This is a genomic window from Acinetobacter sp. YH1901134, assembly GCF_013416965.1.
Taxonomy (GTDB): domain Bacteria; phylum Pseudomonadota; class Gammaproteobacteria; order Pseudomonadales; family Moraxellaceae; genus Acinetobacter; species Acinetobacter amyesii.
The window spans coordinates 151,215-168,477 of sequence record NZ_VPEW01000006.1 but is presented as its reverse complement, the minus strand read 5'-3'; the positions used below and the strand labels follow the sequence as shown (position 1 = coordinate 168,477).

General features: G+C 40.4%; 15 protein-coding genes and 2 tRNA genes. 8 read left to right on the top strand and 9 right to left on the bottom strand.

What is annotated here, in order from left to right:
- Positions 1-415: 415 nt before the first annotated feature.
- Positions 416-790 (top strand): hypothetical protein, encoded by a 375-nt coding sequence (locus tag FTV50_RS08370; RefSeq protein ID WP_180024135.1) that lies wholly within the window; start codon positions 416-418, stop codon positions 788-790.
- Between the two features lie 428 nt (positions 791-1,218).
- On the opposite strand, the gene groL is transcribed toward FTV50_RS08370, so the two are convergent.
- From groL to FTV50_RS08350, 4 genes are all read right to left on the bottom strand, one after another.
- Entirely contained in the window at positions 1,219-2,853 is a 1,635-nt protein-coding gene (gene groL / locus FTV50_RS08365; protein WP_078192965.1) for a chaperonin GroEL, read from the bottom strand.
- Between the two features lie 73 nt (positions 2,854-2,926).
- The gene (gene groES, locus FTV50_RS08360; RefSeq protein WP_078192966.1) at positions 2,927-3,217 is read right to left on the bottom strand and encodes a co-chaperone GroES; all 291 of its coding nucleotides are present in this window, start codon (positions 3,215-3,217) and stop codon (positions 2,927-2,929) included.
- A gap of 183 nt (positions 3,218-3,400) precedes the next feature.
- A complete protein-coding gene (locus FTV50_RS08355) occupies positions 3,401-4,186 on the bottom strand; it encodes a metallophosphoesterase (protein WP_180024134.1) in 786 nt (261 codons plus the stop codon).
- Entirely contained in the window at positions 4,167-5,105 is a 939-nt protein-coding gene (locus FTV50_RS08350) for a diacylglycerol kinase family protein (RefSeq protein WP_180024133.1), read from the bottom strand. The genes FTV50_RS08355 and FTV50_RS08350 overlap by 20 nt, the downstream gene beginning before the upstream one ends.
- 413 nt (positions 5,106-5,518) lie before the next feature.
- Here FTV50_RS08350 and FTV50_RS08345 point away from each other — a divergent pair, with 413 nt between their 5' ends.
- Positions 5,519-7,351 (top strand): phosphoenolpyruvate carboxykinase (GTP), encoded by a 1,833-nt coding sequence (locus FTV50_RS08345; RefSeq protein WP_180007483.1) that lies wholly within the window; start codon positions 5,519-5,521, stop codon positions 7,349-7,351.
- 80 nt (positions 7,352-7,431) lie between these two features.
- Here the strand turns inward: FTV50_RS08345 and glpD are convergent, their stop codons facing one another.
- A complete protein-coding gene (glpD, locus tag FTV50_RS08340) occupies positions 7,432-8,949 on the bottom strand; it encodes a glycerol-3-phosphate dehydrogenase (RefSeq protein ID WP_180024132.1) in 1,518 nt (505 codons plus the stop codon).
- Positions 8,950-9,291: 342 nt separating this feature from the next.
- On the opposite strand from glpD, the gene FTV50_RS08335 reads away from it, so the two are divergent.
- The 3 genes from FTV50_RS08335 (at position 9,292) to FTV50_RS08325 (ending at position 12,845) form a co-directional block, all read left to right on the top strand.
- Positions 9,292-10,611, top strand: coding sequence for an MFS transporter (locus tag FTV50_RS08335; protein ID WP_180024131.1), 1,320 nt, complete (start codon positions 9,292-9,294; stop codon positions 10,609-10,611).
- A 287-nt stretch (positions 10,612-10,898) separates the two neighbouring features.
- Complete coding sequence (locus tag FTV50_RS08330) at positions 10,899-12,218, top strand: MFS transporter (RefSeq protein WP_078190125.1); 1,320 nt, start codon at positions 10,899-10,901, stop codon at positions 12,216-12,218.
- A gap of 198 nt (positions 12,219-12,416) precedes the next feature.
- On the top strand, positions 12,417-12,845 hold the full coding sequence (locus FTV50_RS08325) for a hypothetical protein (protein WP_180024130.1): 429 nt from the start codon (positions 12,417-12,419) through the stop codon (positions 12,843-12,845).
- A 79-nt stretch (positions 12,846-12,924) separates the two neighbouring features.
- On the opposite strand, the gene FTV50_RS08320 is transcribed toward FTV50_RS08325, so the two are convergent.
- Together FTV50_RS08320 and folD are read right to left on the bottom strand one after the other, a co-directional pair.
- The gene (locus FTV50_RS08320) at positions 12,925-13,593 is read right to left on the bottom strand and encodes a methyltransferase (RefSeq protein WP_180024129.1); all 669 of its coding nucleotides are present in this window, start codon (positions 13,591-13,593) and stop codon (positions 12,925-12,927) included.
- A gap of 247 nt (positions 13,594-13,840) precedes the next feature.
- A complete protein-coding gene (folD, locus tag FTV50_RS08315) occupies positions 13,841-14,689 on the bottom strand; it encodes a bifunctional methylenetetrahydrofolate dehydrogenase/methenyltetrahydrofolate cyclohydrolase FolD (protein WP_180024128.1) in 849 nt (282 codons plus the stop codon).
- Between the two features lie 152 nt (positions 14,690-14,841).
- On the opposite strand from folD, the gene FTV50_RS08310 reads away from it, so the two are divergent.
- Together FTV50_RS08310 and FTV50_RS08305 are read left to right on the top strand one after the other, a co-directional pair.
- Positions 14,842-14,915 (top strand) — tRNA-Cys (locus tag FTV50_RS08310).
- Between the two features lie 10 nt (positions 14,916-14,925).
- A tRNA-Leu gene (locus tag FTV50_RS08305) sits at positions 14,926-15,011 on the top strand.
- 498 nt (positions 15,012-15,509) lie between these two features.
- Here the strand turns inward: FTV50_RS08305 and FTV50_RS08300 are convergent.
- Entirely contained in the window at positions 15,510-16,502 is a 993-nt protein-coding gene (locus tag FTV50_RS08300; protein WP_180024127.1) for an NAD(P)H-quinone oxidoreductase, read from the bottom strand.
- Between the two features lie 131 nt (positions 16,503-16,633).
- Here FTV50_RS08300 and FTV50_RS08295 point away from each other — a divergent pair, with 131 nt between their 5' ends.
- The gene (locus tag FTV50_RS08295; protein WP_180024126.1) at positions 16,634-16,984 is read left to right on the top strand and encodes a co-chaperone YbbN; all 351 of its coding nucleotides are present in this window, start codon (positions 16,634-16,636) and stop codon (positions 16,982-16,984) included.
- A gap of 13 nt (positions 16,985-16,997) precedes the next feature.
- Here the strand turns inward: FTV50_RS08295 and FTV50_RS08290 are convergent, their stop codons facing one another.
- Positions 16,998-17,258, bottom strand: coding sequence for a DUF2798 domain-containing protein (locus FTV50_RS08290; protein ID WP_180024125.1), 261 nt, complete (start codon positions 17,256-17,258; stop codon positions 16,998-17,000).
- Positions 17,259-17,263: the final 5 nt, after the last annotated feature.

Genomic DNA, 17,263 nt, shown 5'->3' with positions numbered 1-17,263 from the left:
ATCCGCAATTCATAGCCAACCGCCCCTGCGGTGCTGTGGCAATAATATACAAAATGAAACATTAATATCAATCAAAATTTGATTTATTTTTAAATAAAAAATATTTTGATTCTTTTTTTCAAAAAAAAATACTATAATTTATTGTTTTTTTTATATTTTTATATAATACAATTAATACTAAAGAATTATATTTTCTTTAACTTTACTTTTTAATCAATCAATATTTGATTGCTAGCAAACACATATCGTTTATTCTTCCTTACAAAAAATTACTCTTATTTATCAATAATTAGACGAAAAATGATTGTTATTTATTTGGCTATTTCCTACAATTGACATTTGAATTTACCGAACTCTTATCGACATTCTGTTACATTTAAGAGTCCTTAATTATTGTAAGCAGAATCAATGAAATATGAGTAATCTACAAGAAAAGTTAGCTTTTAGTGAACGCTTGAAACAGGCACTAATAGATTCAAATCACCCTATTAGCCCAACTTATTTATCAAAAGAGTTTAATCATAGATATGATGGCGCCCCTGTTTCAGTGCAATCGGCAAATAATTGGTTATTAGGTAAAGCGATTCCAAATCAAGATAAACTGGCTATTCTTTCTATTTGGCTCAATGTCACTAGCCAGTGGTTACGCTTTGGCGACAACACATTAGGATCATCTAATCTTGAGTCAAATGATCAATCAGAACTTGATTATTTTTTAAAATTTCGGACATTGAATGCAAGTCAAAAACAAATCATTAAAGATCTAATTGACCAATTCATTCAGAGATAGAACTATCCTTATTCAACATTTTTAAATATTTTTTATTTTCAAGCTCGTAAAAATTAATTCTCTTTTCATAGTCACGTATTGTCTTGTAAAGCACCTGTAACTCTTTTTTACTCACGAGAATTTTTTCACAATTTGGATCGAATACTTTTGAATGTTTATTCATACATTTTATTCGCTTACCGTCTTGATTTATCATTGCTATTCTTATAAAGAACATATTGATAAAATCATAAATTAAAACTTTAAATATTCCAATATATAAATCACACAAATCAATAACAATTTCTTATTCTCAATATAAAAAATAAAAATGATCACATGTTTTATATTAATTTACCTCATATTATTCAGATTAATACAAAATTACAACATACATCACAAAAAAAACCCTGCAAAATGCAGGGTTTTTTTATTTAGCAGTAATTAGCTTACATCATACCGCCCATGCCGCCCATACCGCCCATATCAGGCATAGCAGGTTTGTCTTCTGGGATTTCAGTAATCATACATTCAGTTGTAAGCATAAGACCTGCAACAGATGCAGCATGCTCAAGCGCAGAACGCGTTACTTTAGCTGGGTCAAGAATACCCATTTCAAGCATATCGCCATACTCTGAAGTTGCAGCGTTATAACCGAAGTTACCTTCACCGTTTTTCACAGCATTGATTACAACTGATGGCTCATCACCAGAGTTTGCAACGATTTGACGAAGCGGCGCTTCAATTGCACGACGTAAAATGTTGATACCAACATTTTGGTCATCATTAGCACCAGACACACCTTCAAGTGCTTTTGCAGCACGTACAAGTGCAACACCACCACCTGCTACAACACCTTCTTCAACTGCAGCACGAGTTGCATGAAGTGCATCGTCAACGCGATCTTTCTTCTCTTTCATTTCAACTTCAGTTGCAGCGCCGATTTTGATTACAGCAACACCGCCTGCCAATTTAGCAACGCGTTCTTGAAGTTTTTCTTTGTCGTATTCTGAAGTTGATTCTTCAATTTGAGCACGAATTTGAGTTACCCGTTCAGCAATTTGCTCTGCAACACCTGCACCATCAACAATTACTGTGTTTTCTTTAGAAACAGTAACTTTATGCGCTGTACCTAAGTGCTCAAGTGTAGTTTGGTCTAAAGACATACCAACCTCTTCAGAAACTACAGTCGCGCCAGTTAAAATCGCGATGTCTTGAAGCATCGCTTTACGACGATCACCAAAACCAGGTGCTTTAACAGCACAAACTTTGATAATGCCACGCATGTTGTTTACAACAAGAGTTGCAAGTGCTTCACCTTCAACATCTTCAGCAATGATAAGAAGCGGTTTACCTGTTTTAGCAACAGCTTCAAGTACAGCAATTAATTCGCGGATGTTGCTGATTTTTTTATCAACAAGAAGAATGTATGGGTTTTCAAGTTCAGCTGTTAGTGTATCTTGCTTGTTTGCAAAGTACGGGCTGATGTAACCACGGTCAAACTGCATACCCTCTACAACATCTAGAGAATCTTCAAAGCCTGAACCCTCTTCAACTGTAATTACACCCTCTTTACCAACTTTTTCCATTGCTTGAGCAATAAGTTTACCAACAGTGGTGTCAGAGTTCGCAGAAATAGAACCTACTTGTTCAATCGCTTTAGAGTCAGAAGCAGGTTTTGCAGTCGCTTTAATTTCAGCAACTACAGCTTTAACCGCGATGTCGATACCGCGTTTAAGATCCATTGGGTTCATACCCGCAGTTACTGATTTAATCCCTTCATTAAGGATTGCTTGTGCAAGAACAGTTGCAGTTGTTGTACCGTCACCCGCGATGTCATTGGTTTTTGAAGACACTTCACGAACTAGCTGAGCGCCCATGTTTTCAAACTTGTCTTTTAACGTGATTTCTTTAGCAACAGAAACACCATCTTTAGTGATGTGCGGCGCACCGAAAGAACGGTCGATGACAACGTTACGGCCTTTAGGACCTAAAGTCACTTTTACAGCATCTGCAAGTACATTTACACCCGCGATCATTTTTGAACGCGCTGAATCACCAAATTTTACGTCTTTAGCTGACATGTCTAACTCCGAATCTTTTTAAAATTTTTAACAATTTATGATGAATAAAAGGGTCTAAATGCGTGTACGAAACTTAAGCTTCAAGTACCGCTAAGATGTCAGACTCTTTCATAATAAGAAGCTCTTCGCCTGCTACTTTTACTTTTGTACCGGCATAAGTGCCAAACAATACGTTGTCACCAACTTTAACGTCTAATGCACGTACGCCATTGTCAGTTACTTTGCCATTACCTACAGCGATTACTTCGCCTTGAGCAGGTTGTTCAGCTGCTGAAGTACTTAAAATAAGACCACCAGCAGTTTTAGTTTCCTTTTCAACACGGCGAATCACAACGTTGTCATGCAAAGGACGAATATTGCTCATAGTTAACTCCAGACTAAGTCTATTTACTAGATAAAAGACGATGACATTTTGATTTGCGTAAGCCATCGACAAAAAATAATTTAGATGACACTTTTGTGGGGATGGAAAAAAACCCTTCAAGGGCAAAATTTAATTTTTTTCATTTTTTTGTATTTTTTTTCTTCAAAATTTAAATTTAAAGGATTAAAGCTCATCCAAAATATGAGTACTAAGATTTTCTTCGAATATTTTTAACTTTGAATTATAAAAATAATGCTGCACATTCATCTGCTCATCAATGACATTAAAACTGTTGGCAAGGTTATCGTGTAGGCGATATGACGTTGCAGTTCCAGCATGAATATCCCAAACTGGATGCGCAGCACCTAAAGCATAAATCTGATTGAGGTCATAGCTGGCTGGAACATGTAAATGCCCATGCAATAAACCATTTAAACCGTGTTGACTCCACTGTTCGAGTGCCAAACGCCCTTGAACAGGACAATCTTTCACACCATGCGGGTCATTGGGCGGCGTATAAAAAGGTTGATGCGCTATGATTAATTTCACTTTATTGGGCGGCGCATGTTTAAGTAATTCCTCGACATGATGTATTTGCTCGAGCGATACATGCCCTCGCGTATGGTAACGACGGCGAATACTATTGATCCCAATTAAATAAAAATGCTCGGTTTCCAGTACATTTTCCATGGCACCAAAAAAAAGTTGATAACGTGCAAAAGGACTAAAAACACGGTTCCATAAATGATATAGCGGAATATCATGATTCCCCGGCACAACGATATATGGCAACTTTAAGCTTTCTAAAAATTGCTTACATGCATAAAACTGACGATAGCGCGCACGTTGGGTTAAGTCCCCACTCGCAACCACGGCCTCGATACGCTGTTCGTGACAAAATTGCTGAATAGCGCGCATACACTCTGGCTTTTCAGTGCCGAAATGCAGATCAGACAGATGCAGTATCATGTGGCACCCGTATCTTTAAGGCTTGTTTTTGCACTCGAATTTTAAGCGGCGGTTTCATTTCTACAATCTCACCATCCACAGCAACGGTCATTTTTTTTCGTTGGGTATGTATGGTGACTTCATCAGCGGCGAAACTATACACATCTGGTGCATTGTCGATATTGCCACGGATCAATTGCCATAAAATTTTAAATAACGTTTTCTTATCACTTTTTGCGACAACCACACCTGCAACTTTACCTGCCTCTGCATCCTTAGCAATTTGCAAGTTTAAATCGGCCAATTGCAATTGATTATTGCCAAAAAAGATCAAGGGCGTTTTGACTGGATAAATATGATGATCCACTTCTATTTCCAATTTCAGCTCTTTACGATCTCGAATCAGCACATCCAAACCTGAGGTATAAGCATGCAATGGGAAACGCCCAAACTTTTGATTATAAAATTCTCTTTTTTGTATAAATAAAGGATACAAGCCCAAACTGGCATTGTTTAAATAGATATGTTCATTGATTTGCGCCACGTGCACCTGTCGATTATTGCCTGTCGCAATCACCTGTGCCGCTTGAATTAAATCGAGAGGAATATTGAGTACCCGCGCCACATAATTAAATGTGCCCAAAGGTAAGACCCCCATAGGAATATCGGTATGCATCAACTGATGAGCAACAGCATTTAAGGTTCCATCACCACCTGCAGCAACCACAACACCCAAATTATCAGGGTCTTGATGGCGTGCAAATACCTTGCTCATTAAAGTATCAAAACTCGCTTCCTGCCCAAGCTCAAATGACTGTATTTCGAAATTATGATCGGATAATATCCGCACAAGCTCCTCGTAGACTTCATCTTTATTTGCAGCATGAAATCCTGATTTTTTATTATAGATAATAGATAAAGGCTTGGCTTGTTTAATCACTTTTTATACATCTTGGCCGCTTAGTATTGTATTTTGTCGAATTTAACAGCAAATAATAGCGCCTTTATGTAAAAATCGAATTACCACCATTTATTTAATCAATAATAATTCTCAAATATCAATTACATGCAACTTTTTGTTTTTATTAAAAATAACTATATAAAATATTGTCCATCACGTTAATAAATAAAGTTAAAATTTATAACATTATATGTTAAGTTATTGTATTTTATCTATATTTAATATAAATAGCATTAACTACCAAAAAAAATCTACCACTTCTTTAGTCTTATTTTTTTTATGATTTTATGCTTTAATACAGCCACTTTTTTTTCATCTTTTATCTGCATGATGTATCCCATGATGCAGATTATACTTTGTACGGTTAGTACATTTTTGAGATAGGCCTCACCATGACCCAAGTGAACGCACCAGAATTCGTTCGTCACCCTAAGCTCATTGCTTGGGTGGAAGAAATTGCCAAATTAACCAAACCAGCAAAAATCGAATGGTGTGACGGTAGCGCAGAAGAATATCAACGTTATATCGACTTGATGATCGCTAACGGCACTATGCAAGAACTTAACCAAGAAAAACATCCTGGTTCTTACCTTGCTAATTCTGATCCTTCTGACGTTGCTCGTGTTGAAGGTCGTACTTACATCTGTTCTGAAAAACAAGAAGATGCAGGCGCAACAAACAACTGGGAAGCTCCAGCTGAAATGCGTGCTCGTCTGAATGGTTTATTTGACGGTTCAATGAAAGGCCGTACTTTGTACGTAGTTCCTTTCTCTATGGGTCCTTTAGGTTCTCATATTGCTCACATCGGTATCGAACTTACTGATTCTCCTTACGTTGCTGTAAGCATGTCTAAAATGGCTCGTATGGGCAAAGCTGTTTATGACGTACTTGGTACTGACGGTGACTTCATTCCTTGCGTACACACTGTTGGTGCTCCGCTTGAAGAAGGTCAAAAAGACGTTGCTTGGCCTTGCAACCCTGAAAAATACATCGTTCATTACCCAGAAACTCGTGAAATCTGGTCTTACGGTTCTGGTTACGGCGGTAACGCATTGTTGGGTAAAAAATGCCTAGCTTTACGTATTGCATCTTCTATGGGTCGTCAACAAGGTTGGTTAGCTGAACACATGCTCATCCTTGGCGTGACTAACCCACAAGGCGAAAAACACTACATCGCAGCTGCATTCCCTTCTGCTTGTGGTAAAACAAACTTCGCGATGTTGATTCCACCAGCGGGTTACGAAGGTTGGAAAATTGAAACTGTAGGTGACGATATTGCTTGGATCAAACCAGGTGAAGATGGTCGTTTATATGCAATCAACCCTGAAGCTGGTTTCTTCGGTGTAGCACCTGGTACAAATACCAAGACTAACCCGAACTGTATGGCGACTCTTCATAAAGACGTAATCTATACCAACGTTGCTGTAACTGACGAAGGTGAAGTATGGTGGGAAGGTCTGACTAAAGAAGCGCCTGCTAACTTGACTAACTGGAAAGGTCAACCACACACCGGCGAAGAAAAAGCAGCTCATCCAAATGCTCGTTTCACTGTTTCAGCTGGTCAATGTCCTTCTATTGATGCTGACTGGGAAAATCCAGCAGGTGTTCCAATTTCTGCGTTCATCTTCGGTGGTCGTCGTGCAGACACAGTGCCTCTAATTTCAGAAGCATTTGACTGGGTTGACGGTGTTTACAAAGCTGCAACTATGGGCTCTGAAACAACTGCTGCTGCTGTTGGTCAACAAGGTATCGTTCGTCGTGACCCATTCGCAATGCTTCCATTTGCGGGTTACAACATGGCTGACTACTTCTCTCACTGGTTAGAACTTGGTGAAGAAGTTGCTGCTAAAGCTAAAGCTGCTGGCAATAAACTTCCTGGTATCTACAACGTGAACTGGTTCCGTCGTGATGCTGAAGGTAACTTTGTATGGCCTGGTTTCGGTCAAAACATGCGTGTTCTTGAGTGGATCATTGACCGTTGTGAAGGTCGTGCAGACGCTGTTGAAACACCTATCGGCCTTGTTCCAACATACGAACAATTGAACTGGACTGGTTCAGACTTCACTAAAGAGCAATTCGAGCTTGTAACTTCTCAAGATAAAGATCAATGGATCAAAGAACTTGAAAGCCACACTGAATTGTTCAACAAACTTGGTGATCGCTTACCAAAAGCACTTAAAGTACGTCAAGACGAACTTTTAGAAGCTGTAAAAAAATCTGCTTAATCGGCCTTTAATTTCCCTCCTTTAAAAGAGGGATTAAGAAAGATTTAAAAGACCGCCTTGCGCGGTCTTTTTTATATCAACTAAGCCACATCTTGAGCTTTTTGCTTTATACGTATTGCCATTAAGTACTCGTCCAAAACATCAACTTCAAATGCAGTGAATTGCAAATATAAGTTTGTGCGTCTTTGCAAAATATCTTCAGAGCTTCTCGCCCACTCATGCTCAACCAAATAATCTACTTCTTGAGCATACAAGCCATGCCCGAAGTTTTGCCCAAGCTCATCAATCGAAGTTAAATGATTCAGCAAAATCCAGACACGTGTTCCATAAGCATGCGCCCAACGACTTGCTAGACTGTTTGAAACACCTTTAACATTTTGTTGGATTTCAGCTATCAACTGCTCGATTGATTCTAAATTTTCCGCACCAGGTAATGCTGTATCAGCAGTCCACGGTTTGGATCGATGATGAAAAACCGTTTTAAGCTGATCTAATGCCGCTTCTGCAAGTTTTCGGTAAGTGGTGAGCTTGCCACCAAAGATTGAAAGTAATGCTGCACCTTCTACATCGGTCAGTGCTAAGGTGTAATCTCGCGTGACTGCAGCTGGATTATCTGACTCATCATCACACAGCGGACGCACACCTGAATAAGTTGAAATGATGTCCGTTTGCGTCAATTGAGTTTTAAAGTGATCATTTGACACATCAAGCAAGTAATCGATTTCTTCTTGGCTTATCTTTACTCGATTTGGGTCTGCTTGATATTCACGATCTGTCGTGCCGATCAGGGTATATTGTTCTAAATAAGGAATCGCAAAGACAATGCGGTGATCATCATTTTGCATAATAAAAGCTTTATCACCTTCAAAGAGCTTTGGAACGATGATATGGCTACCTTGTATTAAACGTATACCATAAGGTGACTCTTGCTTTAAACCCTGTTTTATAAAGTCAGCAACCCAAGGACCTGCCGCATTCACCAATACTTTAGCCTGCACATTTTGCAAACCGTTGGCATTTTTTAAACACACTTGCCAAATGCCAGCTTTACTGTATGCATTTAAACATTCTGTTCGAGTCAGAACCTGTGCACCATATTCCCGTGCTTGTATCGCATTGAGTACAACCAAGCGTGCATCATCCACAGCGCAGTCGGAATATTCAAACCCCCGAGTAAATCTGGGTGCTAAAGGACTAACATCCACATCAAATTCAATACCATTGGAGCCTGCAAGCTGTTCACGTTTACCCAAATAATCATAAAAGAATAATCCAGTACGAATTAGCCAAGCCGGTCGTAAATGCGGTTCATGTGGCATGATAAAACGCATCGGTCGAATAATATGGGGGGCTTTTTTAAGGAGAACTTCGCGTTCTGCGAGTGCTTCACGTACTAAACGAAATTCTTTATGCTCTAAATAGCGAAGACCACCATGAATTAATTTACTACTTGCAGATGAAGTATGGCTCGCGAGATCGTCTTTTTCGCAAAGCAAAACACTTAAACCACGCCCCGCTGCATCACAAGCAATACCAACACCATTGATTCCACCACCAATGACCACCATGTCATATATTAATTGCTGTTGTGTATTCATCGCTCCCTCCCACTATATCTTTTTATTCAACAATGCTTCGTTTTCTTTGCTTTATTATTTTTCTCATTGATCATCATTTTTTGATCCAGATACCTATTTTAGTCACAACATCCTGACACTGAGTTTTTGTATCCTTTATTAAATGAGAAGTTATATTTTAAATGTACGTTTAAACAATTGCTGGCTCAAGCATGAAATCAATCATTTTATAGTACAAATCCTTATTCAAAGCAAAATTCATGACAAGCCGCTGATTTGTACACTTTTTCAACAAAACCTCTTTTTTAGTTTACATTTCATACTTTTCGATACGCATAAGATATTTTCACACAATAAAAAAAGATGGATTTTAAAATGACGGAAGAAATTGTTACTCAATCAAATTTAGATACAAAGACCCGAGTAAAATCCATTCTCGGAGGTTCAGCCGGTAATCTTGTTGAATGGTACGATTGGTATGTCTATGCGGCATTCACCCTTTATTTCGCCCATGCTTTTTTCCCTCAGGGCAGTCAGACTGCACAACTTCTCCAAGCCGCGGCCATCTTTGCAGTGGGCTTCCTCATGCGGCCCATTGGTGCATGGATTATGGGGATCTATTCAGACAAAAAAGGTCGAAAGTCAGGTTTAACCCTCTCCGTCACACTCATGTGTATCGGCTCATTGATGATTGCCATTTCTCCAACGCATGACCAAATTGGTATTTTGGCGCCGATTATTCTTGTGGTAGCTCGACTGATTCAAGGCTTAAGTGTCGGCGGTGAATATGGCGCCAGTGCTACCTACCTCAGTGAAATGGCTGACCGCGACCGTCGTGGTTTTTTTTCAAGCTTTCAATATGTGACACTGATTGCAGGTCAGTTGACTGCACTGTGCGTACTACTTATTTTGCAATGGTTGCTGACAGAAGAACAATTACATGATTGGGGCTGGCGTATTCCGTTCTTTATTGGTGCGTGCTTAGCGGTAGTGGTTTTCCGTATTCGACGTGGCCTGCTAGAAACCCAGTCCTTCAAAAATGCACAAGAGCAAAAGGGCCAGCCTGAATCAGGCTTATTTTCTCTATTTAAGCATTATCCGAAAGAAGCATTCACGGTGTTATTTTTAACAGCTGGGGGTACATTGGCTTTTTATACCTACACCACCTATTTGCAAAAATATCTGGTCAATACCTCTGACTTTAGTAAACCTGAGGCCACGCAAATCACCACTTTAGCACTGTTTATTTTTATGTGCCTACAACCACTTGCAGGCGGTCTATCCGATAAAATTGGTCGTAAGCCTTTAATGATCGCTTTTGGGATCTTAGGGGTACTGTTCACCTATGTTCTGTTTAGTGCCTTAGGACAAACTCAAGATTATTGGACCGCATTTTGGCTCTGTCTCGCAGGTCTAGTGATTGTCACGGGATACACCTCGATCAATGCGGTTGTAAAAGCAGAAATGTTCCCTGCGCATATTCGCGCATTGGGCGTTGCGCTGCCATATGCACTTGCAAATACCATCTTTGGTGGTACGGCAGAATTCTTTGCGCTAAGTTTTAAAGAAGCTGGTCACGAGTCTTGGTTCTTCATCTATGTGACCATCATGATTTTTATTTCGTTATTGGTCTACGTCTTTATGAAAGACACCAAACACCATTCCAAAATTCAGGAGCATTGATCAGGGTTATTTGAAGATGAGTTATTGATCAATCTGATCAAAAACAGCATGTTTTCCCCATCAAAGCCTCAATCTATGAGGCTTTGTTGTTTTCATTTAGTCGTGAAAAATGTATCTGGTCAAAAATATCGCATTTTATAGACTAAAGTCGCATGATTTTCTGCGACAACAGGAGTATAAATTAAATAAATATAGTTCCATCTCCCATTTCGACAAAATATATTGATTTAAACTTTTCCCAAAGAGTTTAAATGGATATGTTTTGCATTCATTCCTTGGAGAATGATGTGTCAAACTCATCTGAGCCAGTTGTTCCTGAACAATTGGATAGAAAAACTCGTGTCAAATCTATCCTCGGCGGATCTGCCGGCAACCTCGTTGAATGGTACGACTGGTATGTCTACGCTGCTTTTACCCTTTACTTTGCACCGCAATTTTTCCCTGACGGTGACAATACTGTAAAACTCTTACAAGCAGCTGCAGTCTTTGCACTCGGTTTCTTAATGCGTCCAATCGGCGCATGGGTCATGGGTATTTATGCGGACCGTAAAGGTCGTAAAGCAGGTTTGACGCTGTCTGTATCGTTGATGTGTGTCGGCTCACTGATGATCGCATGTGCGCCAACCTACGATTCTGTAGGGATGCTCGCACCCGCTATTCTACTTTTAGCGCGTTTACTCCAAGGCTTAAGTGTCGGCGGTGAATATGGCTCTAGTGCGACCTATTTGACTGAAATGGCAGGTAAAAATCACCGCGGTTTCTTCTCAAGTTTCCAATATGTCACACTGATTTCAGGTCAGCTATTGGCTCTTTGCGTTTTAATTATCCTACAACGCAATTTCTCAGAACAAGCTTTAACTGAATGGGGCTGGCGTGTTCCGTTCTTCATCGGTGCGTTGCTCGCAATTGTGGTGTTCTGGATTCGTCGCGGTTTAGTTGAAACTCAATCCTCTAAAGAAGCTCAAGAACAAGCTAAAAATGGTGGTCCAAAATCAGGTGCTTTAGCGTTATTTACCAAATACCCTAAACAAGCCTTCACTGTGATCATGTTGACTGCCGGTGGTACTTTAGCGTTCAACACCTTTACCACTTATTTACAAAAGTATTTGGTCAACACATCTGGCTTTGAAAAAACCACAGCTACTGAAATTACCACTGCTGCAATTTTCATCTTCATGCTTTTACAACCTGCTGTAGGTGCGCTTTCAGACAAAATTGGTCGTAAGCCAATTATGATCGCCTTTGGTGTGCTTGGTGTGCTGTTTACCATTCCAATTTTCAACGGTATCGGTTCTACGACTAGCCCAACCACTGCATTTATGCTCTGCATGAGCGGTATGGTGATTGTCACTGGTTATACTGCGATTAATGCCGTAGTAAAAGCTGAGTTGTTCCCTGCACACATCCGTGCCCTAGGTGTTGCATTGCCTTATGCCATCGCGAACACACTCTTTGGTGGTACCGCAGAACTTGTAGCTTTGAGCTTCAAAAATGCAGGCCATGAAAACTACTTCTTCTACTACATTACATTCATGATTGGTTTATCTTTAATTACCTATGTCTTCATGAAAGATACTAAAAAACATAGCATGATCACTGACGATTAATTCGCTCAGCCCTGCTATTCCACTTAAGCTCATCAAAGCCTATTTTGATGAGCTTTTTTTATATCAATTTCCATCTATTCATCGTTCTAGCTGCATCAAAGATTTAATCAAACTTTTTTGGCTTTCTTTGTTTTCGCCATCGAGTCGACAGACGGACTATGGCATACTGAGCATACAAATACACACGGCGAATGAAATATGAAAAATATTTACAAAGTTTTGAGTTTGGGTATTGTTGCAATGTCGATGGCTGCATGCCAAAGCACACCACGTGCTTATAATGGACAAACAGGTTTTCAAATTGAATCACAGTCGGCGGATTCGGCAACTTTGGCTTATACATTAGCTGGTCGCCAAAACCAACAACTCGATGCCAACAAACTTCAACGTGCCTGCCAAAAAGTATTAAGCCCACAAAAAACTTATAAATTACAAATTCTGAGCGTCAATGAAATTGCCAATCCAGCTTTAGAAAATACCCAATACGGTCGCCAAATTGGCAATACCCGTGCGAATTTTGGTTTATCGAATACCCCAGATCTACGTAACTCAGACAATCTAGGCGCACGTGATGCTTTAGATGCACGTCCAGCAACTTTACGCGTCGTTCGCTATACATGCTCTTAATAAAAAATGACCTGTCCTAGGACAAAAAATAAGACGCTGCTTGCGTCTTATTTTTTACTTTGAATTTCTAAATTTGCAACTACAGTGTTTTATAAAAACTCACATTACGAAACTCTGGCGATTCATCTAAATCTGGCCATGTCGTTGCACTTCGCTCATCAAGTTTTTCATATTTAGGATGACTAAAGTTTTTCACACGACTGTCTGCCACCCACACTTCTGGAGCAAACTTTAAAAATTCATCCAAAAAGAAACGATTGCATTGGTCATATAGCACATCGGCAGCCAATAAAATATCGACTTGTTCGGCTTTATACAGATCGTCCAAATATTCAAGTTCGACATTATTCAACTCTGCATTGGCACGGCAGGCATCTAGGCTCACTTGGTCGATGTCACAGCAGATCACGCGTTTCGCCCCTGCCATTTTCGCGGCAATCGCCACCACGCCTGAACCTGCACCAAAGTCCAACACCACTTTATCTTTGACATGATGCGGCTCTGCCAACAACCACTGCGCCATTGCAAGCCCTGAAGCCCAACAAAAGATCCAATACGGCGTATCATTCCATATACGACGAATGACTTCATCATCCATTTTATCCGTTGGAAATACGGGTGGAATTAGCCACAGAGAAATTGGCGTTTCAGGTAACTGTTGTGCATGTAATTCACAATGCGGAATGACTTCATGCAGTGCTTTCAGTAAATGTTCAGGGGCTTTGGGGAATTGGAAAGTACAGCTCATTGGAATTTTATTTTTCGAATATGCAGCGTTTTAGTGTCATAAAAGCCTAAATTAAGATCGGAAGTTCCCTCTCCTTTTAAAGGAGAGGGTTAGGGAGAGGATTATTTATAAAAAAGCACCCTCACCCCAACCCTCTCCCTGAGCCGTATACGGCGCAAGAGAAGGAGCACCCATTATTTTCAAAATGGATTTTCCCTCTCCTTTTAGGAGATGAGAAGCACTGCTTCGCAAGGGAGAGGTCTAAAGATTAACCCAACGCTTTTTCAGCAGCTTCAACAGTTTGACGAATCAACGTTGTAATGGTCATAGGACCTACACCACCCGGAACAGGTGTATAAGCAGAAGCAACTTCTTCAATACCCACCAATTGGATATCACCTACACCGCCGCCATCACGTGGATGGAAGCCAGCATCAACAACCACTGCACCCGGTTTGATCCAATCTTTTTGAATCAATTCTGCTTTACCAACCGCACCCACAATAATGTCAGCTTGTTTAACAAAGTCAGCCAAGTTTTGAGTACGTGAGTGGCAAGTACTCACTGTCGCATTTGCTTCAAGTAACATTGCAGACATTGGTTTACCCAAAATTGCAGAACGTCCCACAACAACCGCATGTTTACCTGCGATTTCAATGTTGTTTTCTTTTAAAATGGTCATGATACCTGCAGGAGTCGCAGAACCATACGCAGCTTCACCCATTGCCATACGACCAAAACCTAAGCAAGTTACGCCATCTACGTCTTTTTCAAGAGAGATCGCATCGAAACATGCACGCTCATCAATTTGATCAGGTACGGGGTGTTGTAACAAAATACCGTGAACATCTGGGTTTGCATTCAATTTTTCAATTTCAGCAAGCAATTGCTCAGTTGTAGTTTCTTTAGGAAGCTCAACTTTTAATGAATCCATACCAACACGGCGGCAAGCATTCCCTTTCATACGTACATAAGTTGCAGATGCACCATCGTCACCTACCAAAATAGTCGCAAGAATTGGGGTACGACCAGTTTTCTCTTTTAGCGCTTCTACGCGAGTCAACAAGTCAGCTTCAATTTTCTTCGCCAATGCACGACCATCTAAAACTAATGCCACGGCACTTCTCCAAGTGATGATATGAATCAATTTTGCACATAATACATGATTATTTAAAATTTTTTACCTTGTATGCTGCTTTTATGCTCATACAGATGAATCTGCTATTGTTTTTTTTTCAGAGCTTGCTAATATACGCATCAACAAGACATGGCGGGGTGGCAGAGTGGTCATGCAGCGGACTGCAACTCCGTGTACGCCGGTTCGATTCCGACCTCCGCCTCCAATCTTGTTAAGCCCGAGTGGTGAAATCGGTAGACACAGGGGATTTAAAATCCCCCGCCCACAAAGCGTGCCAGTTCGAGTCTGGCCTCGGGCACCATTCTTCTACTACTGAAGATGGTGTAATAAAGAACCCAGCGATAAGCTGGTTTTTTTATGCCTAAAATTTAGCAACAGATGTTACGCACGTAAAAGTAATTTCACATTATTTACCGATATTTAAATCTACTCGACAGAGTCTTACATCTAGGGATTGAATAAAGGGATTAGCCTTCGGCTGGAGGTACTTTTGTTTCGGCAAAATGAGAAGCGAAGCTTCGCAAGGAAACCATCTTGCGGTGCAATGCACCTCACCGACAAAACTCGTTCACTAGCGTCTATTTATTCAAAGTATTGCAAAAACATTTTTGATTAAAAACAACCCTGTCTCATACACTTGCGGATGACCTTACCGCGTATCATTCTTTTATTTGAATCAAATTGTGCTTTTGATGTTACTGCGTCAAATCAGATAGGAATACAATAAAAAAGAGGGACATTGCCCTCTTTAATTATTTTAAAACACCCTGCAAATACATCGCGTTTTAAAAATAATCCTTTAGATCACTTCAACCACAATCTTACCCACATGGTCGCCTGTATCCATGGCTGCATGTGCTTCTTGAATTTGATCAAACTTAAATGTTTTGTAAATCATTGGCAGGCATTCACCTTTAGACCATAACGGAACAACATTTTCCTGAATGCCTTTGGCAATCTCTGCTTTTTCTGCAGTATTACGCGCACGCATGGTTGAACCGGTAATGGTCAAACGCTTCATCATGATTTGACCCAACTTCACTTCTTTGGCTTTTGCACCACCTAAGAAGGCGATATAGACCAAACGACCATCACGACGTAATAGATTTAAGTTCTGTGCTAAATACGGTGCACCCACGATATCTAAAATCACATCGACGCCTTGCTCAGCGGTCGCCTCATTAATCACTTGCTCAAAGTCTTGAGTTTTATAGTTAATGGCATGAGTGATATTTGAAATCGCAGCGACTTTTTCATCTGAACCTACCGTCGCAAAGGTTTTCATACCTAAAGCATTACACAACATAATCGCTGTAGTACCAATACCGCTAGTACCGCCATGAATAAGTACCGTTTCACCTGCTTTGGCTTTACCCATTTGGAATACATTTGCCCAAACTGTAAAGAACGTTTCAGGAATGGCCGCTGCTTGGGTAAAGCTGACGCCTTCAGGAATACTCAAAGTTTGGCTTTCAGGTACAACACAATACTCGGCATAACCGCCACCATTGGTTAGACCACAGACTTTATCACCCACTTTAAACAAGGTGACATCGGCACCGACTGCAACCACTTCACCTGCCACTTCCAGACCCGGTACTGTTGTTACCCCTTTCGGCATTGGGTACAAGCCTTGGCGCTGTAAAATGTCTGGACGGTTAATACCAAAGGCATGCACTTTAACCAACACTTCATCCGCTTTCGCATCTGGGATGGCAACGCTTTCATACGCCAGTTTATCGACACCGCCCGGTTCAGTAATAATGACCTGCTGCATGCTTTGCTGTGACATTGTTTTTCCTTTTCAATTATTGACTATTCATCTATCTCTGCACTATTTGAACATAGAAAGCATACAGATTGAATAACAATGGACTTATGTATAATTGGCTGACTATTTAGCAAATTAATAATAGGCAGCACATGGTTCAGGTTGTTGAATATAACGAAGATAACGCCAGCGACTATGAATGGTTCGATGGTTTTGCCGTGATTCGTTTCTATGCAGACTGGTGCGCGCCCTGTGTGCAGAACTTCCCTGTATTTGAGCAGTGCGCAAGTCAAATGTCCGCACAGCATGCACAGCTCAAATTTGGCAAGGTAAATATTGATTCCTCACCGATACTAACCTTGCGTTATAACGTTTATGGTCTACCTTCAACCTTGCTGTTTTATCGTGGGCAGGTGATTCAACGTATTGCAGGTGTCAAATCACTGACTGAATTAACAACCATCATTCAAGATGCTATGCAGTCAGATTCAACTCATGACTAAGCATATTTTCCTTTTATTTGGATGCAGACTCATTCGGCAGGCGTACAAACTTCATTAACGTATTACGCACCAATGGCAACACGATCAAAATGAGCGGAAAGGCCATCATCCACGACATACCCCACGCCCGCAGCCAAATGCCAAGAAAGCCTTCAACTAAGCCTTTATTCATCAGCATGTTAAAGCAGGAAATTGAACCGCTCATAATGCCGGACAAGATTAAGGGCATCAGCCAAGTCATGTGTTTGGGATGAAATTTTGGGAGTTGATTCATCTGTA